At 35.9% G+C, this 22,621-nt stretch carries 26 protein-coding genes; 16 read left to right on the top strand and 10 right to left on the bottom strand.

Going from position 1 to position 22,621, the window contains the following annotated elements; all coding sequences use genetic code 11:
* From Q0V26_RS08505 to Q0V26_RS08485, 5 genes are all read left to right on the top strand, one after another.
* Positions 1–581, top strand: a 581-nt coding sequence (locus Q0V26_RS08505) for a response regulator transcription factor (protein ID WP_297480615.1), incomplete at its 5' end; no start/stop codon positions are given.
* Between the two features lie 19 nt (positions 582–600).
* Entirely contained in the window at positions 601–1,497 is an 897-nt protein-coding gene (locus tag Q0V26_RS08500; protein ID WP_297480612.1) for a DUF2861 family protein, read from the top strand.
* Between the two features lie 131 nt (positions 1,498–1,628).
* Positions 1,629–2,828 carry an NnrS family protein gene (locus Q0V26_RS08495; RefSeq protein WP_363316466.1) on the top strand — a complete coding sequence of 400 codons (1,200 nt, stop codon included), beginning with the start codon at positions 1,629–1,631 and terminating at the stop codon, positions 2,826–2,828.
* Between the two features lie 84 nt (positions 2,829–2,912).
* On the top strand, positions 2,913–3,098 hold the full coding sequence (locus Q0V26_RS08490; RefSeq protein ID WP_297480610.1) for a YoaH family protein: 186 nt from the start codon (positions 2,913–2,915) through the stop codon (positions 3,096–3,098).
* A 155-nt stretch (positions 3,099–3,253) separates the two neighbouring features.
* The gene (locus tag Q0V26_RS08485; protein WP_297480607.1) at positions 3,254–3,781 is read left to right on the top strand and encodes an HD domain-containing protein; all 528 of its coding nucleotides are present in this window, start codon (positions 3,254–3,256) and stop codon (positions 3,779–3,781) included.
* An 87-nt stretch (positions 3,782–3,868) separates the two neighbouring features.
* Here Q0V26_RS08485 and nadE read toward each other — a convergent pair whose 3' ends face one another.
* Positions 3,869–4,705 (bottom strand): ammonia-dependent NAD(+) synthetase, encoded by an 837-nt coding sequence (gene nadE / locus Q0V26_RS08480; RefSeq protein ID WP_297480604.1) that lies wholly within the window; start codon positions 4,703–4,705, stop codon positions 3,869–3,871.
* Positions 4,706–4,953: 248 nt separating this feature from the next.
* On the opposite strand from nadE, the gene Q0V26_RS08475 reads away from it, so the two are divergent.
* Complete coding sequence (locus Q0V26_RS08475) at positions 4,954–5,484, top strand: nicotinate-nicotinamide nucleotide adenylyltransferase (protein ID WP_297480600.1); 531 nt, start codon at positions 4,954–4,956, stop codon at positions 5,482–5,484.
* A 149-nt stretch (positions 5,485–5,633) separates the two neighbouring features.
* The gene (locus Q0V26_RS08470) at positions 5,634–6,062 is read left to right on the top strand and encodes a hypothetical protein (protein ID WP_297480598.1); all 429 of its coding nucleotides are present in this window, start codon (positions 5,634–5,636) and stop codon (positions 6,060–6,062) included.
* 98 nt (positions 6,063–6,160) lie between these two features.
* On the opposite strand, the gene Q0V26_RS08465 is transcribed toward Q0V26_RS08470, so the two are convergent.
* Positions 6,161–6,841 (bottom strand): AraC family ligand binding domain-containing protein, encoded by a 681-nt coding sequence (locus Q0V26_RS08465; protein ID WP_297480595.1) that lies wholly within the window; start codon positions 6,839–6,841, stop codon positions 6,161–6,163.
* Between the two features lie 260 nt (positions 6,842–7,101).
* Here Q0V26_RS08465 and Q0V26_RS08460 point away from each other — a divergent pair, with 260 nt between their 5' ends.
* Complete coding sequence (locus tag Q0V26_RS08460) at positions 7,102–8,217, top strand: 1-acyl-sn-glycerol-3-phosphate acyltransferase (RefSeq protein WP_297480593.1); 1,116 nt, start codon at positions 7,102–7,104, stop codon at positions 8,215–8,217.
* Between the two features lie 91 nt (positions 8,218–8,308).
* On the opposite strand, the gene Q0V26_RS08455 is transcribed toward Q0V26_RS08460, so the two are convergent.
* On the bottom strand, positions 8,309–9,223 hold the full coding sequence (locus Q0V26_RS08455) for a LysR family transcriptional regulator (RefSeq protein ID WP_297480590.1): 915 nt from the start codon (positions 9,221–9,223) through the stop codon (positions 8,309–8,311).
* 233 nt (positions 9,224–9,456) lie between these two features.
* Here Q0V26_RS08455 and chrA point away from each other — a divergent pair, with 233 nt between their 5' ends.
* Together chrA and Q0V26_RS08445 are read left to right on the top strand one after the other, a co-directional pair.
* The gene (gene chrA, locus Q0V26_RS08450; protein ID WP_297480587.1) at positions 9,457–10,605 is read left to right on the top strand and encodes a chromate efflux transporter; all 1,149 of its coding nucleotides are present in this window, start codon (positions 9,457–9,459) and stop codon (positions 10,603–10,605) included.
* 165 nt (positions 10,606–10,770) lie between these two features.
* On the top strand, positions 10,771–11,052 hold the full coding sequence (locus Q0V26_RS08445; RefSeq protein ID WP_297480584.1) for a hypothetical protein: 282 nt from the start codon (positions 10,771–10,773) through the stop codon (positions 11,050–11,052).
* Positions 11,053–11,095: 43 nt separating this feature from the next.
* Here Q0V26_RS08445 and Q0V26_RS08440 read toward each other — a convergent pair whose 3' ends face one another.
* Together Q0V26_RS08440 and rpoS are read right to left on the bottom strand one after the other, a co-directional pair.
* The gene (locus Q0V26_RS08440) at positions 11,096–11,641 is read right to left on the bottom strand and encodes a DUF1439 domain-containing protein (protein ID WP_297480581.1); all 546 of its coding nucleotides are present in this window, start codon (positions 11,639–11,641) and stop codon (positions 11,096–11,098) included.
* A gap of 68 nt (positions 11,642–11,709) precedes the next feature.
* Complete coding sequence (gene rpoS / locus Q0V26_RS08435; protein ID WP_297480580.1) at positions 11,710–12,588, bottom strand: RNA polymerase sigma factor RpoS; 879 nt, start codon at positions 12,586–12,588, stop codon at positions 11,710–11,712.
* 480 nt (positions 12,589–13,068) lie between these two features.
* Here rpoS and Q0V26_RS08430 point away from each other — a divergent pair, with 480 nt between their 5' ends.
* On the top strand, positions 13,069–14,286 hold the full coding sequence (locus tag Q0V26_RS08430; RefSeq protein ID WP_297480625.1) for an Nramp family divalent metal transporter: 1,218 nt from the start codon (positions 13,069–13,071) through the stop codon (positions 14,284–14,286).
* 439 nt (positions 14,287–14,725) lie between these two features.
* Here Q0V26_RS08430 and Q0V26_RS08425 read toward each other — a convergent pair whose 3' ends face one another.
* The 3 genes from Q0V26_RS08425 to Q0V26_RS08415 form a co-directional block, all read right to left on the bottom strand.
* Positions 14,726–16,171 (bottom strand): tyrosine-type recombinase/integrase, encoded by a 1,446-nt coding sequence (locus Q0V26_RS08425; RefSeq protein WP_297480578.1) that lies wholly within the window; start codon positions 16,169–16,171, stop codon positions 14,726–14,728.
* A gap of 378 nt (positions 16,172–16,549) precedes the next feature.
* Complete coding sequence (locus Q0V26_RS08420; RefSeq protein WP_297480575.1) at positions 16,550–17,059, bottom strand: carboxymuconolactone decarboxylase family protein; 510 nt, start codon at positions 17,057–17,059, stop codon at positions 16,550–16,552.
* A gap of 33 nt (positions 17,060–17,092) precedes the next feature.
* The gene (locus tag Q0V26_RS08415) at positions 17,093–17,695 is read right to left on the bottom strand and encodes a glutathione S-transferase family protein (RefSeq protein ID WP_297480572.1); all 603 of its coding nucleotides are present in this window, start codon (positions 17,693–17,695) and stop codon (positions 17,093–17,095) included.
* Positions 17,696–17,816: 121 nt separating this feature from the next.
* Here Q0V26_RS08415 and Q0V26_RS08410 point away from each other — a divergent pair, with 121 nt between their 5' ends.
* Complete coding sequence (locus tag Q0V26_RS08410; protein WP_297480569.1) at positions 17,817–18,356, top strand: TetR family transcriptional regulator; 540 nt, start codon at positions 17,817–17,819, stop codon at positions 18,354–18,356.
* A gap of 456 nt (positions 18,357–18,812) precedes the next feature.
* On the opposite strand, the gene Q0V26_RS08405 is transcribed toward Q0V26_RS08410, so the two are convergent.
* Positions 18,813–19,190 (bottom strand): cupin domain-containing protein, encoded by a 378-nt coding sequence (locus Q0V26_RS08405; protein ID WP_297480567.1) that lies wholly within the window; start codon positions 19,188–19,190, stop codon positions 18,813–18,815.
* 99 nt (positions 19,191–19,289) lie between these two features.
* On the bottom strand, positions 19,290–19,538 hold the full coding sequence (locus Q0V26_RS08400; RefSeq protein WP_107275540.1) for a DinI-like family protein: 249 nt from the start codon (positions 19,536–19,538) through the stop codon (positions 19,290–19,292).
* Positions 19,539–19,805: 267 nt separating this feature from the next.
* Here Q0V26_RS08400 and Q0V26_RS08395 point away from each other — a divergent pair, with 267 nt between their 5' ends.
* The 4 genes from Q0V26_RS08395 (at position 19,806) to Q0V26_RS08380 (ending at position 22,569) form a co-directional block, all read left to right on the top strand.
* A complete protein-coding gene (locus Q0V26_RS08395) occupies positions 19,806–20,285 on the top strand; it encodes a YbhB/YbcL family Raf kinase inhibitor-like protein (RefSeq protein ID WP_297480561.1) in 480 nt (159 codons plus the stop codon).
* A 99-nt stretch (positions 20,286–20,384) separates the two neighbouring features.
* On the top strand, positions 20,385–21,158 hold the full coding sequence (locus Q0V26_RS08390) for a helix-turn-helix transcriptional regulator (protein WP_297480558.1): 774 nt from the start codon (positions 20,385–20,387) through the stop codon (positions 21,156–21,158).
* Positions 21,159–21,281: 123 nt separating this feature from the next.
* A complete protein-coding gene (locus Q0V26_RS08385) occupies positions 21,282–22,166 on the top strand; it encodes a LysR family transcriptional regulator (RefSeq protein ID WP_297480557.1) in 885 nt (294 codons plus the stop codon).
* A 130-nt stretch (positions 22,167–22,296) separates the two neighbouring features.
* A complete protein-coding gene (locus tag Q0V26_RS08380) occupies positions 22,297–22,569 on the top strand; it encodes a hypothetical protein (protein WP_297480554.1) in 273 nt (90 codons plus the stop codon).
* The last annotated feature ends 52 nt before the right edge of the window (positions 22,570–22,621 follow it).

Here is a 22,621-nt window from a genome sequence, read left to right as displayed (position 1 = left end):
ACAATTGCTTATATGCTGATTGTGCTACTAAAGTTGCTGCATTATGGCGTGATGCAGATCTTGTTGTACTCGATCGTCAATTGCCGGAAGGTGATTCGCTTGAGTACTTATCAGATTGGTTAAAGAAGAAATATGTTCCTGTTATTCTATTAACAGCAATGGTTTCAATTAATGATAAAGTGATTGGGTTAGATTCAGGTGCGAAAGATTATCTAACCAAGCCCTTTGCTGAAGAAGAGCTTTTAGCACGCGTCCGTGTTCATTTGCGTGGTGAAGATGGTGATATGGCTGCCATTAATATCATTTCTGTTGGTAATATTCGTATTAACCAAGAAAGTCGTGAAGTTTTTCACGGTGATGAAAGTGTTACTTTAACGCGTACTGAATTTGAATTATTAGTATTCTTAGCTAAAAATGCAGGTCGTGTATTTACTCGTGATGAATTATTAGATCAAGTGTGGGGCTACAATCATTACCCAACAACGCGTACTGTTGATACTCATATTCTGCAATTGCGTCAAAAATTGCCTGATATCGAGATTGAGACCTTACGTGGTGTTGGATACCGAATGAAACCATAAGGTTTAGGTACCGCGTTCCATGAGAATAAACAAGCCAAAACGCTGGTTTATGGGATTATTGTTAGTGCACTCGACGTTGTTTTCATCGAGTGCATTTGCTGTATCTGATTGGTTCATTTCAAAAGATCTTTATACGATGGCGCATAAGGAATTACTTGAAGATGATACCGCAGCTGTTTTTCAAACCATCATTCAAGCATGGCAGCAATCGCCTAATAGCGTTGAAGCCAATAATCTTGATCAATTACTTAATTTAGCCATTAGTGAAGACTGTGGACATAGTCTCGAACGTAAAGTTTTACCTACATGGCTTCCTAAGTTATCGATTGAACGCCAAGCAGAACAAAATCTTAATCAGCAACTGCTGAAGATATCTGTTGTTGGTCTTACACGTAGTGATATTACCAATATTAGCCTGACTAAATGGCCCAATAAGCCGTTATTACAAGGTGCACCACTTATTGATGATGGCGGCTATTTTTCTGTTGAGTCCCAACGACTAGATGAACCCGTATCTGCGGGGTTATATAAACTCTCAATTACAGCGGTGAATAAACCGGCTTGGGTTGGATGGATTGTTTTAACTACACCAGCAGATAAACAAGAGATCAGTTGGAAAGACAGTAAAACATGGCGTATTGATAATATTAATAAGAATAGTGGTAATTGTCCTGCACCGATATTAAGCACGAAACTGTATGATCTTAATGATACAACATGGGACGCTATCTGGAGTCAAGAATCAGATTCTGAGTGGCCGACAACGCTACCGAAATTAAACTTTCCTGAAGGGCGCTATTGGCTCAGTGTTGGCGTTGTAAAAACACGTTGGCAAGGTGAAATTTCGATCCTCGATATTCAACGAATTACTCGCCCTGTTGACTATGCTGGTGATGATAATGAAGATAATGGATAATAAAATGGCTACTACAGTAATGTGGTAGCCATTTTTTTTACTTTAATTTCATATGAATAAAACTAATTCGAGAAAGTATAGAAATAGCACCATAAACATGTATAATTTATACATGTTTATAGTGAGGTAGTATGATGCAAATTATCGATCGAGCAAAAGAAGAAAAAATCCCCCCTTTATTTAGGCTCGCATTTCGTCCATTTTTTATCGGTGCAGCTGTTTATGCCGTTATTTCAATCGCATTGTGGGGATTGTTATGGGCAGGTAATACTCATATTAGTCAATTTATGTATGGTAATCCGTTATGGTGGCACAGTCATGAAATGCTGTTTGGATTTGCCGGCGCAGTTATTATTGGCTTCTTACTCACAGCAGTACAAACATGGACAGGGCAGACAGGTGTTAAAGGAACAAAGCTGGCCTGTTTATTTGGATTATGGCTTATTGCGCGTTTAGGGCTTATGTTCGCAACACCAAGCTATTTATGGATGGTTATTGATTGTGCTTGGATTATTGTGGCAACGATTTTTTTAGCAGTACCTATTTTCAAGGTTAAGCAATGGCGTAACGTGTTCTTTGTCCCTGTTCTTATTATGTTTACGTTACTCAACGTCAAATACCATTTAATGGTACTCAAAGTTATTCCTTATGATTTAAAAGCAATCGCATTAACAACGTTAACTATTATTGCTGCGGTTGTTATTGTCGTTGGTGGTAGAGTGATTCCATTTTTTACTTCACGAGGAACACAAACGGAAACAATTACTCGTATATCAATGTTGGAATATGCAGCCTTAATACCTATTTGGATATTGTTAATATTCACACTCTTCCCGGTTACGGTTCCTTCATCTATATTAGCGACAACTTACCTTATTGCGGCGGTAACTAATTTAGTTCGCATGTGTCGCTGGCGTAGTTATAAAACAATAACAGTACCATTATTATGGTCGTTACATGGGGCTTACTTATCAATGATCATTGGTTTAGCATGGCTTGGTGGAAGTTATATTAACCATAATATGAATCCAACAATAGGCATTCATATTATTGCTATTGGTGGCATTGGTGCGATGATATTGGCAATGATGGCACGTGTTTCATTAGGCCATACTGGTCGGAAGTTGCAGGTTGGTCGTTGGATGGTTATTGCATTTATGAGTTTATTTGGTTCATTATTGGCACGTACATTATTAGTCGTGGTCATGCCGATAGCGACTATGGATGCATATATTATATCTGCTATTTTGTGGGTGATTGCCTTTACTATTTTTACGATCGTTTATTATCCAGTATTAACCAAAACACGTGTTGATGGTCATCCAGGTTAATTTGTATTCAGTGAGGATAAACAGTGACATTGTTTCACTTTACTCCTAGAATACTCACCCGTTTACGAAGTTAAGAAGAATGATATGTATAATCACACGCCGACATTAACACACTCAGAGCAGCAAGTAGCTGCAGAGCGTATTCATGATCTTATGGCTACAGGTATCAGTAGCGGTGAGGCTATCATGATTGTTGCTAATGAGATTCGTGAAGCGGATATGAAACGTCGTCAGGCTGCGGGCGAATTTCCTGCAGATGAAGAAGAATAACCCTGAGTTATCATTCGTAACTATCTAAAAATAAAAAGAGTCGAGAGGCTCTTTTTTATTTTTGAATTATTTTATTCCAAATAAATGATTAGTAACAAAGAATGTATTACTTCTACAATGCACCAATATAATAAGAAAACATCGAGGAAAAAGTGATGAACAGTCGTTATTTAGCTGCACAAGAATTTGCGAAAAAGCGCCATGGTGACCAAAAATATGGCCAACTCCCATACGCCGTTCATCTTAATACCGTAGCAGAACTCGCTCAACCATTTGGTATTGATGCAATGATAGCCGCTCAATTACATGACGTAATTGAAGATACGGATACTAATTTTAATGAGTTGGTTGAACGTTTTGGCTTTACTATTGCTGATGCAGTTAATTCTGTTACTGATGTGAAATTAGAAGATCGCGCGAAAAGAAAATTAGAAATTAACCAACGTTTAGCCGCTTTAAATGTTGAAGAAGATGCTGCTCGTTTGGCGCTAATAGTGAAAGTTTGTGATCGTTTGTCTAATGTACGCTCAAGTAGAAAAAGTTCACCGCGCCATTATAAAATGTATCAACATGAGCATTCTGCATTTAAAGATGCAGTGTATCGCCCTAGTCTTTGTGATGAGTTATGGAGAGAGCTGGATGCACTTATTATCGATCAACCTCAACTTGAGCTATGTAAGTAAATTATTCGCTATTCAGCAATATAGAGGCCTAACATCGTGTTAGGCCTTTTGTTTTTGTCTCAACGAACTACCGCTGTGAGTGCTGAATCAATCAATATCATAAATTGTCGGAATAGGTTGACGTTTGTGCTGCGTTGCACGATAAATGCTTACTAGGCGCTCACGAACAAAATCATCAACAGGTTTACCTTCAAGGAAGTCATCAATTTGGTCATAAGTCACCAATAGCGCTTCTTCATCTGCTTTCTGTGGTGCTAGTTCTTCTAAATCAGCTGTTGGTACTTTTGCTACAAGATGGGTTGGTGCACCTAAAGTCGCAGCAATAGCACGAATCTGACGTTTATTTAAACCAAAAAGAGGGGCTAAATCACAAGCACCATCACCAAATTTAGTGTAGAAGCCTGTAATGTTTTCTGCCGAATGATCGGTACCAATCACAAGCCCACCGACTAAGCCTGCAATTTCATATTGAGCAATCATACGTGCACGCGCTTTTACATTGCCTTTTACAAAGTCGACTTTAGCCGCATCTGTTGGAATTAAAGCTGTGCCTTCTAATCCTAATAATGCGTTGGCATGCAGTGCATCAACACCTGCTTTGATATTTACGCTAACAGATTGACTAGGTTGAATAAATTTTAAAGCCTGTTGTGCTTCATCTTCATCTTGCTGCTCACCGTAAGGTAAACGAACAGCGATAAATTGATAATCATTACTCGATGTTGTTGCATTTAAATCATTGATAGCAAGTTGTGCTAGACGGCCACAAGTTGTTGAATCAACACCTCCGCTAATACCGAGTACTAGAGATTTACAACCAGACTGCTTGAGTTTTTTCTGGATGAAAGCAACACGGCGTTGAATTTCAAACTCAACATCGATAGTAGGAAGTACGCGCATTTGTTCACGGATAAGTTGTTCCATGGGTAATGAATCCTTAAGGCTTTTGCCCAAATATTAATCACTTAAAACGACATAATGGAAAAATGAGAACTTAACCATTACACCTTTAGCAAAATCATGCGATAACTCTAACTAAGGATCAATGCTCAAGCGTAAAATTATTTAAAATAGTACCGTTTTAGCGTTAAAACAGTACGATACTAAGGAACATTTCGCTATTGCGATAGTATTTGGCTGGTTTTGCAAATAAGAGGTTAGTTGATTGAAATATGAAACAGACACTAGCAGTTTTTGGAAGCGCATTTAATCCTCCGAGTATAGGACACCGCTCGGTGCTAGAGCGACTAGAGCAGTTTGATAAGGTGTTATTGCTCCCTAGTTATCAGCATGCGTGGGGGAAAGTAATGCTCGACTATGAGGCTCGATGTGATCTTGTGGGTGCATTCATCAGTGATATTGGACAAAGTAATTTAGAATTATCTACATTAGAGCAACAAATCGCTGTTGATGATAATGCAGTCACAACGTTGGCCGTACTTGAAGCTTTACAATTAAAGTACCCAGAGGCAAATATTACTTTTGTGATTGGTCCAGATAATTTTATGAGTTTTCATCGCTTTTATAAAGCAGAGCAAATTCTTAATCGTTGGCAAGTAATGGCATGTCCTGAAACGGTTCCGGTACGCAGTACCGTTATACGAGAGGCATTGATACATAATCATGATATTACTGAGTACACGACACCGACAGTGAAAATGATGCTGATGAACGATAAGCGATTTAAATTTACTGATCAATGAATGGATACTCAATATCACGTATGAATAAAATTAAAACCTTGATACTTATTATTATTATTATTATTATGAGTAACTTAATTTATTCATCATCTGTATATGCTTTTCCATGTGACTTGACGCCAAATAACACCATAAAAAGAGAGGATCAGTTGTTTCAGTTTGATCATTCCGTGTGCCGATTATCGAATAATGCCGATAACATTTATTTCACACATATTAAGGATGATCCTTATTCTCGCTCTCAGCGGTTCAATGATTGGAAGCAAAATCAAGTTGATAATACTGGTGAGTTTTGGAATCACTGGAGTGACGACTTTGCCGATCATCCTGTTTTTACTGAGTATAATGATTCAATGTATTATGGTTTAGGGTTTTGGTTACCAAAAAAATATAATCACGAAGATGTTGAGGATATTGTTGGTGCCGAGCAGTGGGTACTTAACCATGGCGTTCAAATGAGCTTAGGTTTTGGTGATCCTAATGATGATCGTACACGTGTACGACTAGATTATCGCTGGCATACAAAGAGTAGTGTAGATGATAGCATCTCAGTACAAGTGCATGTGCCATTTAATTAGACATCTGTTTATCTCATAGCAAAAGTAAGATTAAAATAATCAGATGTTAGAGTAATGCCCATTGCGATAATGGGCATTATTTTGCAGAGTAAGCTTTATTATTGAACAGGTTTGCCTAAAATTGCCATTGCAAGAGTGTTAAGTAATACTTCCGATGTATTTAGTTGGGCTGCTATTTGCGGTAACTTTCTGCCTGAGCGAGTTAGCTTCACCGTTTCACGGATGGTAAGGCAAGCTTCAAATTCTTTTAAGGTCATCCCTAATACCGGCTCTATTGCTTGAACAGCCGATTTTTCAGTGACTTTATTGCCATCAAGCAACAACGCTAGCGCACTATGGTATTGCTTCTTAATAGCCGGTGATAACGATTGTGTTGAAGCGGATAAGTTTGATACTTGATCTGCTACCACTTTGAGTAAGCGTCCTTCTACACCATCCCAGTCGTGATTTTCTGCTGGCTGTTTTTCCAGTTCAATTAGCAGAGCATCAAGTAGTGGTGTAACCACAAAGAAGCCCGTTTCACGGCAGAGAGGCTGTCGCAGGCGAATTGAAAAAGCAACGTTGAAAAAATGCGTACCCGGTAAAATAGTGACTGCATGTAAACAATCAAAGGGAACCCAAAAGCCATGTCCTTTGGACACGAGATGTTCATGTTTACCTAACCGTATTAATATGCTGCCACTAGTAACAACAATAAAGTAGGCGTTGTGGCTTTTACGACGAGAACCAACGAAAAGAAAAGGGTGCTCGTTTTTAGAAAACTCAATGGCTTGTTTCATAATGTCTCTCTAACTCGATATCCCACACATATTCGGCTGTTTTTATTACCTCGTCAACATCACATAGGCGACAATAGTCAAAATCAGTGTATGATTAGTCACTTTTACATTAAATCGTAGTTTTAATAATTAATAGTGGTTGAATTTTCAACGACATCATGTGGTTAGACCTCCAACCATTCCCCTTATTGACGTAGGTTATTTGGTAAAACAGCATTTATCAGTAGAATAGCCAAGTTTTTTCAAGATGAAGCCTTATTGTGTGTATAGATAACGATATTTATAAAGAAATCCGCCCTTACAACGATAACGAAGTTAAAGGGGCGATCAAACGCCTGATTGATGACAGAGATTTTATCAATGCTATTTTAAAATACCGCTTTCCTCATGCTTCCGGTATGTTTGGCTGGTTGCTTATTCCGTTAATTAAACGCTTTCTTGTGAAAAAGTGGTCGAACGTAGCAAGCGTTAAAGATGTGCAAGACTATGTTGCTAAATATATGCGTGCAACTATTGATCATTCATGTGACGGTGTAACGACAACGGGTTTAGATAAGTTAGATCCAAATAAAGCCTATTTATTTGTTTCGAATCATCGTGATATTGCAATGGATCCTGCGATGGTGAACTGGTGTTTATTTAATGAGAACTTTAATACTGTTCGCATTGCAATTGGCGATAACCTGCTTAAAAAACCATGTGCGACTGAGTTGATGCGTCTAAACAAGAGTTTTATTGTTAAACGCTCATCAAAAGGTCCACGTGAGTTAATGAAGTCATTAGGTCTACTTTCTAGTTATATTTTTCATTCGTTAATGACTGGCAATAATATTTGGATTGCACAAAAGGAAGGTCGAGCAAAAGACGGCAATGATAAAACTGATCCAGCCATTCTAAAAATGTTTTTTATGGAAGGACGTAAGCAAAAATTATCTTTTGCTGAGTTTATGAGTGGCTTAAATATCGTTCCTGTTGCTATTTCATATGAAAATGATCCTTGTGATTTGGCTAAAGCTCAAGAGCTGTATCAAAAAGAAACCACAGGTACTTATGAAAAATCTGAATTTGAAGATATTGAAAGTATCGTGCAAGGAATTGTTGGTCAAAAACGTCGTATTCATGTCTGCTTTGGTGATGTAATCACTGATGCGCCAGAATCGCCAGATGAACTTGCAGCAATGATTGATAAGCAAATAACTAAAAATTACCATTTATTTCCATCTAATTACATCGCAGCAGAGATTGAATCGGATCAAGTAACAGTGGAAGAAAAGCAATTATTTGCACAAAAGCTGGTTGATCAACCACAAGGCGTACAAAACATATTACGTCGAATGTATGCTTTACCTGCGCAAAAGAAACAAGCGATAGAATAATAGCGTTTATTTAAATATAAAGGCGCGGCTATGATGGCCGCGTTTTTGTTTGTGTATGATAGTGATTGTATCAATACAGGTCATCGGTATATCAAGCGTGAACTTTATAGGGGGCTTGTGCCATACGCGCCGCCATAAAATCGATAAAGCAACGTACTTTAGGTGCTAAATACTTTCTACGTGGATAAACAGCGTAGATAGGTAAATCGACCGTTGTTTTCCATTCGGGAAGTAACTGAATTAATTTATGGTTCTCCAGCTCATCAGTCATTAGATAAGTCGATAAATAGGCAATCCCTAAGCCACTCACCGCGGCATCTAACACTGCGGGTGCATTATCTATACGGTAATTTCCTCGAACACGAATAGATTGTTGCACGCCATCACGAGAGAAAGCCCAATTAACATATTTACGCTCGCGGCTTTGATAAGTAATACAGTTATGGCGACGCAAATCACTGGGTGTTTCTGGTTGACCATGTTGAGCAATATAATCGGGTGATGCGACTACAACAAACTCACATGTCGCTAATTTTCTGGCTACCATACCTTCAGGCGGGTGCTCATGAATAGCTATCCAGCAATCAAAACCTTCTTCTAATAGATTAGGACGATGATCAAAAAGACTAATTTCTAACTCTAATTCAGGGTTACTTTTTTGAAATTCAGCTAAAGCGGAGGTAATGTGAATATTGCCAAAAGATTGGGCTATGCCAATTCGAAGAACGCCTTTAATCTCATTACGGTAGCCTGCGACCATTGCTTCAGCTTCATTAACAGTATCAACCAGCTGCTGACCATAATCAGCATACTGTAAGCCAATTTCAGTTAATGCAACCGTACGCGTACTGCGTTGAACTAACTGACACCCTAAGCGTTCTTCTAAAAAGCGCACTTGTTTGCTTACTTGAGATTTAGAGATGCCTAATCTATCTGCTGCTCGAGTGAAATTTTGTTCATGGCCGATAGCTGCCAAGATGACCATTTGTTGAAGATTTTCTAACATAAGCATCGACTCTTGAGAGAAAAGCAAAGTAGGGGAACGGTATATGACTTTGCTTGTTATTACATAAGAAGAATATGATTTCTATCATAGAGGATTATGGGCATTATGAAAATGATATGACGCAATAAAGAAATTAAACATCGATTATATTAATAATATGTATCTGTACAAACGATTTTAGTAATAGAAAAACAATCGTTACAATCATGACTTCACTATAGGAGATGTGATTAATGGTAACGGTTTTTTGGCAGTTTTTAGTGTTAGGGCTATGTAGTTTCGGTGGCCCCGCAGCACATATAGGCTATTTTCAGCAAGCGTTTGTCGTTAAGAAAAAATGGCTTACTGATGAAGATTTCACACAAGCTATTGCATTATGTCAGTTTTTACCCGGCCCTGCGAGTAGTCAACTCGGAATGTATATTGGATATAAAAAAGCAGGTTATTTAGGAACGATTGCTGCTTTTATTGGTTTTACTTTACCATCGTTTACATTATTAACTTCCCTTGCTGTTGCAAATAATAAATTTGGTAGCTCTGTTATTGTTGAACAGATTATTACCGCTGCAAAATTATTAGCTGTTGTGGTTATTACTGATGCTTTGTGGGGGATGACAAAAAAGAATTTAACCTCTATCCCAACTATTGCAGCAGCATTATTAACCATGACGTGGTTAATGTTTAGTGATGGTTTACTCGGTCAAATATTCCCTATTATCATTGCTAGTATAGTGGGTTATTTATGGTCATTTAAAACACAGCCAGTCATTAATAAGCAGTTAATTAAGCCCATTCGACCACATATTGGATTCGTTATAACTTTTTTAGGGTTATTAGCATTCTTACCATTTACTGCAATAACAAATGACAGTATTAAATTATTTTCTATTTTCTACCAAGCGGGTAGTTTTGTTTTTGGTGGTGGGCATGTAGTATTGCCATTACTACAACCAATGCTTGATGGAATGGTCACTGATAATACCTTTTTAAGTGCTTATGCTTCAGCACAATTAGTACCTGGACCTATGTTTACGATGGCCAGTTATCTTGGTGCTTCAGTTATGCCAGCAATACCTCTTTGGGGGAGTTTAATCGCCACTGTTGCTGTTTTCCTTCCTGGTAGTCTATTATTATTTGCTTTCCTTCCTGCATGGAAAGCATTATTTAGTCATCCTCGTTTAATGCAAGCAATTTTATTAATAAATGCTTGTGTGGTGGGTTTATTGGGAAGTGCACTTATTAATCCGGTAATAACGAGTTCAATTAAATCAATCACTGATATCATCGTAGTTACACTAGGTTATCTTTTAATTAAGAAATACCAATGCCCCGTGTGGCTATTAGCCATTTTATTATTTATATACGTGATTATTATTTCTTGATAAAAAAGCAGAGTTAATAGGCTCTGTTTTTTTATTACCTCTAATGCACTATAACTTTATGTGTTGATTGAAAATAATTCTACATCACAAACTTAAACTTACGTAAGCTTAAATTCAGATTAGCTTGTTAAAATAACCCGTTATTAATTAAACTGAATGTTTAACATGGATAAAAACCAAAGAATACGTTCAAACATCACTAACTATGATGTATTACGAGCTGTAAAAGCAGAAATTAAACAAAGTGAAGCCCGTATTACTCGACGAATATACACTGTCGCTATTTTATCAGTTGCTACAATTATACTTGTACTTATGCTTATTATTACTAGTCAAACTCCGACGATGAGGGATTACGCAGCAGAAGCAATGAAACGGTCATTTGAAGCAGAAAGGTCAGTGAAAATGATAGATGAAACCTTGAATGAGTATATTTTAAAACAATAAAAAAGCTCTTATATTAAGAGCTTTTTATATAAACGGCTATTTATTACCAATCTAAAACTAACTTATGGTTTTCAATCACTAATTCTGGTTTGGTTTTTTTCAAAAGCGATTGTTCTATTTCATTATCATTAAGTTTATACACTGGTTTTGTTGATAAGACTTGGCTTAAGAAAGAAACAATAGGCGTGATAACTGGTTTTGTTAGTACGTTATTTAGTCGCTGTGGTGTAACATCTAATGATTCAATATTTAGATCTTTTAAGTAAATAGCACCTTGATCTTGGTTATAATAGGGGATTGCACTAAAATTCGCTTTGATTGAGATATTTTGAGTCGGTTGTCCCATTAGTTCCAATTCAGCTGTCGCTGTTGTCGCTACATTTACTTTATTCTTAGCGACACGTCCAATTCCAACTTTAATGTTATCAAACTTACCTGTCGCATAAGCTAGTCCTTGAATACCTACTGAATGATTAAATTTAGTTTCTTTATTTAAGTAAGATTGCATTTCATTTTCAGTTACACCGTAACTCGTACAACCCGAGAAAAATAACACAGAACCTATAACCAATAATGATTTTAAATACATAACAAACCTTAACTATTAACAATAAAAGAGCATCTAATGTGCTCTTTCAAATAGTAGCAAACAATCTATTATGCTGTGTCAGCAAAAAGTATTGATATATCATAATTATCTCGTTGTAAATAATTACGGAGTTTTTTCAATGAAATAACTTGTAATTGACGAATACGTTCACGAGTTAATCCTACTTCATCTGCCACTTCTTGAAGCGTTTGTGATTCGTAGCCTAGCAGCCCAAAACGACGACAAATAATTTCTTTATCTCTAGGAGGTAAAGAATCAAGAACTGTTGTAGTTATATGCTTAATATCCATCTTATCTAAATGTGCATCAGGCTGTAATTCTTTATCATTTACAAGGAAGATGGAAAGTGATTGTGAATTAGCGTCATCATTGATTGTTTGATCGTAAGATATAACAGGAGCATCGTAAGATAATAGGGTGGTAATATCATCAACATCACGATTTAGTGTTTTTGCGACATCTTCATCTTTTGGCTCTTTATTTTGACTATGCAATAAACTTTTATGCGTCCGTAAAATAGTATTGATTTCTTTTGATACATGAACAGGTAAACGAATTGTGCGGCTTTGATTATGGATAGCACGTTCTATCGTTTGTTTAATCCACCATGTCGCATATGTAGAAAATCGAAAGCCCTTTTCAGGATCAAATTTATCTACCGCTGTAATAAGGCCGATATTACCTTCATCAATCAGATCACTAAATTGAATAGAACTACCACGGTAACGTTTAGCAATGTTCACCACTAAACGTAAATTACTCTCAATCATTACCTTCTTAGCACTGTTATCTCCCGTTAGGGCTTTACGACTATAAAGAATTTCCTCAATTTTAGAGAGAAGTGGTTTCATCGAGATATCACGAAGGTATAACTGAATAATGTCAGTTTCGAAAGTGTGGGTTTTGCCATTTACTTCAGCTTCCATATTACATCCCTATTATAAATATCCATTTCGCATCATAGTTGTAGCAATGGCGTATAGAGTAATATTTATTATCAATAAATATCTTCATGAAATATAGTTATTTAAAATAATTATATTTTCATATGTTTGATAAGTATTAACGCTCACCGTTATATAATGCGCTAAAGATATATAAATCAACAAGAAGACAATATCGATATTTTTAAAAAGATAAAACACTCTAATACTTATTCTTGACAAATGATCACAAATTTTTGATGTCGATGACATTTTTAATATTAAAAATGATAAAATTTACAATCTCAAATCAAAATAGCAATCATACTAATAGGTATTAACTATTGTTATCGCAAAAACCATAAGTGAAACATAAGCAACCAAATTTAGCTGTTAAATGATATTGATTCTCATTTGAGCTTTAAGTAAAGTAGGCTCAAGACAAAGGAGTCACTTATGAATAAAGCATCTATTGCACTTTATATGCAGCCAACCCCGTTTAGCTTAAAGTTAAAAAAGAAATTACTTTTATTAGGCCCTGCATTTATTGCTGCTATTGGTTATATTGATCCAGGTAATTTTGCTACAAATATTGAGTCGGGTTCAGCCTTTGGTTACCAGCTTTTATGGGTCGTTCTGTGGGCTAATTTAATGGCGATGTTGATTCAATATCTGTCAGCTAAATTAGGGATAGTCACAGGTAAAAATTTAGCTGAACATTTACGAGATCATCTTCCTAAATGGGCAATTGGTCCTTATTGGATTCAAGCCGAAATAATAGCGATGGCAACCGATCTTGCCGAGTTTATTGGTGCTGCTGTTGGTTTTCAATTATTATTTGGTATTAGCTTAATGGAGGGGGCTATTATCACAGCAATCGCAACAATGATGATATTAATGCTTAATAACAAAAGCCAAAAACCGATCGAAGTCGTTATTGGTGCTTTATTATTATTAGTTGCTGTTATTTATATATTTGAATTATTTATTGCACCGCCAGCATCACATGCTTTAGTTACTGGATTAATTGTTCCGACATTAAATAGTCCTCACCAAATATATTTAGCCGCAGGTATTCTTGGTGCAACAGTAATGCCACATGTTATTTATTTGCACTCAGCATTATTTAAAAATACGTACGGCGAAAAAGTTTCAACACGGTTACGCTCAACAAAATATGATGTATTAATTGCAATGGTTATTGCTGGGTTTGTTAATATCGCTATCGTAGCAATGGCCGCCGCAGTATTTCATTATTCTGGTAATAAAGATATCGCTGAAATAGAAACAGCATATAAAACATTAACACCGTTAGTGGGCAAATCAGCATCAGTTTTATTTGGTATTTCGTTAGTAGCATCAGGGCTTTCATCAACAGTCGTCGGCACAATGGCAGGTCAAGTTGTAATGCAAGGCTTTGTTAAATTTAGTATTCCAATGTGGGTGCGTCGTTCAATCACTATGATCCCATCATTTGTCGTTATCGCTCTAGCGGTTAATACGACTGAGATTTTAGTCATGAGCCAGGTGGTGCTTAGCTTTGGTATTGCACTCGCAATCATTCCATTACTATACTTTACTAATAGCAAAGTCATTATGGGTAAGTACAAGAATAATAAAGTTGTTTCTACATTAGGCTTAGTTATTGTCGCTATTGTATTAGCATTAAACTTATATTTAAGTTATACATTACTCGCTTAAAACTACGATCATAACTCCTTTGTTAACTCCCGTTAATATTATTAGCGGGAGTTTCGTTTATGACAATTCTTTTTCTTATATAATTCATTAAGTGCTTTATATTCTCGTTTTAAATCTTCATATTCTCTTTTTGATGCCGTCGATAACATCATTGATAACCTTTTTTCAAAGCTACCTATTCGAGTCTCTAACCCTGTACAAGGTAATAAAGCATATTGTTGAGTATACTGTTGAAGTGTTAGAGCCGAGCTTGATGCCGTGAAAATAATGAACAACATCAATAATAATGTGCGTGTAAATATAAACATAATCAATCCAATTTGTTATTTTTTACACGATAACATTTCTTTTAATATATCGCAGAATATGATGCTGTTATTATACTTAGGCTCAATTTTTCACAATAAATATTGAAACAAAATTTCTATAGTGTGAGGTATTAACGACCTGGAGTTACACCTTGTAATTCATCATCAGTTCGACGGTCATAACGCTGGGTTGTTGTAATACTACTGTGTCCCATAAACTTACTAACTAATAATAAATCATACCCTGAGCGTAATAAATTCGTTGCGACTGAGTGACGAAAATCATGGGGGGATATTTGACGAGAAAACCCCAATTGATGTATATGTTTACAAAGATCATTTAAAGTTTGAGTTGTTAAACGTTGTGACGTTAATTGCTGGTACCGATTAACACCGCAAAAAAAAGTAGATATTTGTTGTGAATGTTGAGAGCGGACACTAAGCCATTTTTCAATAGCGGTATAAAGATCACTACTTTTTGAAAAGGGGACATAACGTTCTTTATTACCTTTACCCATAACACGTATTTTGCATAAATAAAGGTCAATATCATTGATATCAAGCCCAATGACTTCTGCACGACGTAAACCTGATTCATACATTAACCAAAAAATGGCATTGTCTCTTAATGCTTTTATTTTATTCGATTGTGTTAAAGTTAGTGCCGATATTTGGTCAACATCTGAATAACTTAAATAACGTCCACTTGATTGCCGTGAGCCTCGCGGCAGCTTTATAGCCTTAATTCGTTGTAAGGTTTCAATCGAAATCGATTCCGATAACCAAGCATGGTAAGCAACACCACGTAACATTCTTAATAAATTATCAGCCGTAGCCGGTGCATAATCTTGTTTTCTATCACTACTTTTCATGGTTAAACGTGAAGATAAAAAGGATTGCATTGATGTTTGTAATACGGGTGCATAAAGAACACTATACCAATCCATCCTTTCTATACACGGTCTTATACAAAAACAACTGAATGCTTCAAGCATAATTTTCGCTTGAGACGTAAATTCAATCGCTAATGTTTTATCCGTTATTAGAGGGGGAAGCCAACCTTGTTCTAGTGTCGTTGTTTGACTTTGAATTGAAAACGTCTCAATAGCATATTGCCAATCATGATATTGCGATAATGAAATTTGTCGCTGCCGATAAAAATAATCACCAACAATTAACAATGCTTTTTTTAAAGGATTAATGTGTAAGTTTTTTAGTGATCGCTGTGGATCATAAAATAGCCCCTTCATCTGAGCTTTTATTTTTGCACGATGGATAAGAAAAGCAGTCATTGCTTCTTCAATAAGAGTCGGGCTCGTTAATAGTGTGATCCAATCAATTCGATCGAAGGTTGATCCCAACAAAAATCGACCAAATCTTTCTATTGTATAGCGAGCATTTGCTTGACCACCGGTCGTATCCGTCGCAGCCAATGAATTAATATACGCTAATGCTGGATTTGCTAAAAACAGATCCTGTTGGCGGATCTGCTGACTGACTGCAGTTTGTTGTCGTAGTGTTCCCGGCCTAAGATTTAAGTCGTTATGTACTAGTGCGTTTGAAGGGTCGATCGTCATTGATTATAGTCTTTATTCTTGATCTGCTATAAGAGATATTATATAAGACTGACAAATTAAAACCATATAAATCTGTTACTTAGCGAAAAATAGCAAGATCATCAAAATCAATAAACACAGTTATTATTGATTAAAAAATAACCACCCAAAAGAGGCTGACTTTTTATTTTAACGGATAATATGTGGGAATGTTAAACCATAATAAAGTGTTACGTTGTAACTTACAGAGTGTTTGTAGGGAATAATAGAAGAGTAAAGATCATAGATCAGATACGGTGTCATATTAAAAAGTAATACTAAACCGTATCTAAGGGGGATTATTTAATATCATGATAACGAAATTTATATGATATGAGTGTTGCATAACAAGACAGATAACTAGTGATTATTATTTAAAATATCATCGATAAATGTTCTTTTAGAGAGCGAACAGCACACTGCTGCAAGACGCATCGCAACATCAATACTTTGCTCTGTTTCATTACGTTCTAGCAAACTATTCACGTGAGAAGCAAGACACATATGGCCACCATTCATTAGCGAAACAACGACACACGCATAATGATAAGCAGTTTCATTTTTTATATTCAATGCGTGTAATGGTTGAAAATGAAGGCTATTTAAAGACCCACCTTGTTTGATATCAACAAATTGTCTCGCAATAAAATAAGGGTTAGTAACACCCATTCGTGAAATAGCATATTCAATATCTTGTAACGTATCCCCATCTGGACGTTTGATCTGTTTACTAATATTTTTAACAACATACTTACTTTGAGAATTTAAAGCAGCCGCCCAAGTTGCATACACTAAATTATCGTTCGTTAGATCTGTTTGCTTTGTTAACAGCGATGACAGAAGGGCTATTTGATCATCAATTACTGACATAAATAAATACTCATACTATGGGATGTAAATAAATTAAAGAAATGTTGGTTGAATAAACCCAGCTAATGATTTGATGTTATTAAGCCAATTTTGAATATTTTTATAGTTATCTAAACTAAAAGAAGCTTCATCAATAAAGAGCAGTGTTGAAGCAACAGCAATATCTGCAATGGTTGGCGTATCGTTAACTAAAAATACGTTACCTTCTAATTGAGTGTTTAAGATCTGTAAAGCGTCATGCGTTATCGTTTCACATTGTGGCAATAATTCTTCAGGTAACATTTTAAAAGCAGTAATTAATCGTGCTTTTTCAATTCCTTCATATAATTCATTACTAACTAAAGATAATAGCGAATCAATCTTAGCTGCGGTTGCAATATCGGATTCTGGATACCAATGCTCAGTTTGAGATTTTCTCGCTAAGTAACGCAAAATAGCCATTGAGTCAGTGACGATCAAGTGATCATCTGTCATGACCGGAACTTTACCTAGAGGGTTAATCGCTAAGAATTCAGGTGATTTTTGTTCGTTCTTACTCAAGTCAATAATTTGATCTTCAATATTAAAACCAAGTAGTGATGCAGCCAATCGCGTACGGTAGCTAGGTAAGGAATATGGAAAGCTATATATTTTCATTTTAATCTCTTTTTACACAAGTCTGTGTAAATTATTATAAGCTACTTTTTTTGAAATACAATCATTTTTACACAGACCTGTGTATAATCAAAAATAACGAATAAATAAGGCAATATAACAAATGACCAAACGGCAGAAATTAATTACAGGTTTTCTAGAACTAGCACAAAAAGAGGGTATCACTCTGACGGGGGTTGATACGATTGCTGAACACACTAAAATATCTAAGAAAACAATTTATAATAACTTTGGCAATAAAGAGGGGCTGGTAATCGAGGCATTAACTTCGTTTAGCCATAATATTCAACAAAATTGGGCTGAAGAATGGAATGTTATTGAGGATAAGAAAGAATTAGTTTTGGCTCGGTTTAGTGAATTAGAAATGTTAATAACTAACCAACAATTCTATGGTTGTATCTTTATGGTTGCTTGTCGAGAATTTTCAGATGCACAGCATCCATTGCATCAGTTAGCAGTGAAGCATAAGCAGGCTTCTTACATTGAAACGCAAAAAAGATTGACTGCATTGGGTATTGAACATTCTCAGTTAGCTTTTCATATTGAATTACTTTATGAAGGACTTATTGTTAAATTAATCGCACATAAAGACGTAACATTAATTTCAGATACAAAAGAAATTATACGTAATCTTATGAAATAAAACGAAGTACAATCAGCATTGTACTTAGACACCATAAAAGAATAACCACTCGAGGATAATAACAATATTGAGCGGTATTCTATCTGACTGTAAATGCGTTGCTATTATTCTCTAGAGTACTCTGTACGATAGCCACAAATGCATAAAATAATACTTTTTCCTTCGAGATATTCTGATTGTCCACATTTTGGACAGACGAAATTTTTTATTAATATATACATAAACACACCATATTATTTAACATATGTTCAATATATAGAATTAAATTATGGAGTCAGAATAGTTTTAATAACATGCGATAAAAACCACAAAATAAAAATAAGTGATGCATTTTTTTTCTAAATTATTGCTAATGCTTCCAAAAGCTAGTGTTAATCAACATCTTGTTGTATCTAAAAAACTCTCACTTTAAAGAAAAAGAATGAGAGTTTTTCATACGACAATTATTGCTAATAATTACTTATCAACTTCAAAACCAAAGGTTTTATTCTGAATATATACCATGTCACAATCAGTGGTGTAGACAACACTATGAATTCGGTTTGCTTTGATATAACCAGTTTGACCTGCTTTTAAGATCATTGGTTCGCCATCATTTACTAATTCACCATCAACACGAAGATGAAATTGAATAGCGATTTCGCCCGTTACAATAATAGACATATCATCATGCGGGTGGTGGTGAGCATCTTCTACAGTGCCGGCTTCCCAACGTTCAAGTAATGCTGTTACACAATTGGTATTACTTTCATCTGTATCTCGAAAACTAAACCCTGGAAACTCAGGATCAGCTGTAAAATCAGACCAAATGTCTTTTGAAATAAATGTATTCATAATAAAGGTTACCAATAAATAACAATGAACCTATTATAGACACTTATTAGTAACGTCATCAGTATCAATTTAGTAAGCTCAATGTGCAATTATAACGTATTACATATCGTAATTTGGTTGTTCTAACCAATCATCTGCTTCATCAAACATCGCTTCGAGTTGTAATTCAACTTGTTGTTTATCTTCTTTTATACCACCCAATACGCTTATTTCATTACTTCCGCCTAAACGTACACGCACTAATGCATCAGGCCATGATATTGCCATACGTCGAGTAAATTCGGATTCAACCTGACAAAAAGTAGCTTCAGGTACATTATTTTTGTTAAGCATTAATTCAATACGCATATAAGTCCATCTATTATACTGGATAAAATAACACTGATTATAATTACAGTGTGGTTATATAAACAATTCAATTTATTTATGGTCTTGATTGGAAGGGCTTGTTAACCTAATTCATTATTCATCATACTATTTAAAAATAAAACATCACAGAAACACAAAAAGAGTCAAAAAAAACCATTATTAAGTTTATTTTGACACTTAAAGGTGAAAACTATTCGGCAAAAACTCGTATAGTTATGTCATCGACAACAAATAGAGCATATAATCATGTCAACATTTACAATGACAAGTAACAGCATCACCGAAGGCCAACACCACGAAAAGCGTTTTTCATTTAATAGTTTTGGTAATGATGGTGATAATATCTCACCACAACTTGCTTGGGAAAATGCACCTCTAGGTACAAAAAGTTTTGCTGTAACATGTTTCGATCCTGATGCACCGACAGATTGTGGTTTCTGGCATTGGCAAGTTATTAACATTCCAGCATCAACACATGAATTAGCTGAAGGATCATCTTCAGATCTTGCTGCCGGTTTAGAAATGCGTAATGACTATGGCTTTAATGGCTACGGCGGTGCATGTCCTCCTGAAGGTCACGGAATTCACCGTTACATATTTACAGTATGGGCATTGCCTTGTGAAAAATTAGAAGTACCAGATGATGCATCATGCGCATTAGTAAGTTTTATGCTTAATGGTACAGCATTAACTAAATCAACCATTACAGCGCATTACCAACGCTAATAATGCTGATTAAAAAGAAAAGCCTCAGTAATAGTAAAATATTATGAGGCTTTCTTGTTTGATCGTATTAATAAAAGCAAATCGATAAAGGGGAATAGTTTGGCTTCAGTTGTTCAGTGCATCTATTATACAGGGCAAAAATCACAATCATTACGTAATGTACCCTTTATTTACCCATCGGTAGTTTGGGTGCAAACTGGTGTCAAAAAACTACAATGGCAAAATGATTGGATAAACATAGATCGTAATAATTGGTTGCTAACGGCAGGCCATTCACAACATACATTTATTAATGAGCCCTCAAAACAGATCTTTTCATCATTACAATTGTGCTTTTTAACTCGGCCTAGCACTGCTCTTATTCAACGTTCTCGCCAACATTCTCATCATAATACTGCGCCAAATTACTTGTTTGATGAAGAAGGCGAATATCTGTTTATGAACTTGGCTAACATGCCCAAGTCATTACCGTGTAACGTTCAGCAGTGTTTGGTTAATGCTTTCTTTGAATACTTAGCCAATATCGGCAAGCTTCATCAACTGTTTAGTTATCAAGATTTATCATGGCGCGACAAATTGGTAGAGTTATTTAGACAGCAGCCAAGCGAGCATCATAGTATTGAATCAGCCTGTCAGCATTTAGGATTAAGTAAGTCGACATTAATTCGACGTTTACGTGAAGAATCAACCCAGTTTCGAGAAGTTTTAGCAGAGTTACGAATGGGTTATGCATTGACACTATTACAGCAACAACATTATACACAACTTGATTTGGCACAGTTATGTGGTTACCAGTCAGAAACACGTTTCGCACAGCGGTTTAAGAAACAATTTGGTTTATCGCTAAAAGAATACCAACAAACAATGAGTTAGAATTAAATAGAAGATTGCAATAAGCGATAAAAATGGGTGACTGCATAAGATAATTGATAACAATACCGTTATCATTTATTCTTTTTATCATAATTTATTGTAATGATCTTATGCGAGCGCCAGATGATAAATCCGCAATGGTTAACAACCTTTAAAACACTAGTCGAAACCGGACATTTTACTCAAACCGCTGATCTTTTACATATGACACAACCAGGTGTTAGCCAACACATCAAAAAATTAGAACACGCTTGTGGCCATGAACTAATAACACGCTATAACAAACAATTTGAAATCACCGAACAAGGGCTGCGAGTTTATCAGTTTGCCGAGCAGCAAACACACCAATATCAAACGTTAATGAGTGAGCTACAAGCAGACAGCCCTTATGAAGGTACTTGTAAGCTCGCTTGTTCTGGTTCATTTGCGTTATCGTTATATCCTCAGTTATTACACTTACAGCAACAACATTCCAAATTGTATTTTCATCTAGAAGCCGCCCCTAATCATAAAATCTTAGATGACATTGAAAGTAATACGATAGATATGGGCATTGTTACTCAACAACCAGTAAACGATCTCTTTAAAACCACCTTAATCGGGCAAGAAGCCTTATGTTTAGTCTTACCGCTACACTACAAAGATCATGATCTTACAGATGAAATATTAACAACTTGCGGCCTTATTGATCATCCTGATGCACAGTATTATTTATCTAAATACTTTCTACATTGTGGCGATAAACATTTAGCCGCAGTTAAAATCGAACAATTACCAATCACGAGTTACATCAATCAACTAAATCAGATTTTAGTTGCTGTTGCGGAAGGTATTGGCTTTACCGTATTACCACAAAGTGCCATTGACCATTTTACGAATAAGCATAAATTGTATGTTGTATCACCCCCAAAGTTAGTCACTGAACAGCTTTTCATTATTCAAAAACAGCACCGTCAATTACCTATCCGTTATCAAACCGTGGCTTCATTACTCACATCATTGCGCTAAAAAACAAGTCAACTGGTGATTAAACAAGCAATAACGCATTTGTTTTATTACATAATTTGATCTTCTCTATAAAATAAACATTAAATAGAAGATAAATAATCACCCCCCGTTTTACTAAAAGGGATCGCCCATGAAAAAGTCAACGAGATCTGCACTGGTAGTGCTTGGCGGAATCGTAATTTGCAGCCTTGTGTTTACACTGATCAAAAGTGAGCAGACCAAGAATAACGACACGCCAGTTCAACAAGCAACACCGGCAACGCTAATAAAAGATAAGCCGTATAAATGCAGTGATTTTGATCCTAAGACAGGAGGATTGAAAGGTTGGACCGCGGATATGGGAATAGGGCCAGCAATACCAGAACAATTGCTTCCAAAAGATTGCCCAGCACTTCAGCAGTAATCGTATAATACCAAAGCCCTCAATCAAAAGGGCTTTGTTTTATAATACAGAT

This window comes from uncultured Photobacterium sp., from assembly GCF_947039875.1.
Taxonomy (GTDB): domain Bacteria; phylum Pseudomonadota; class Gammaproteobacteria; order Enterobacterales; family Vibrionaceae; genus Photobacterium.
This window is presented reverse-complemented; position numbering and strand designations above follow the sequence as displayed.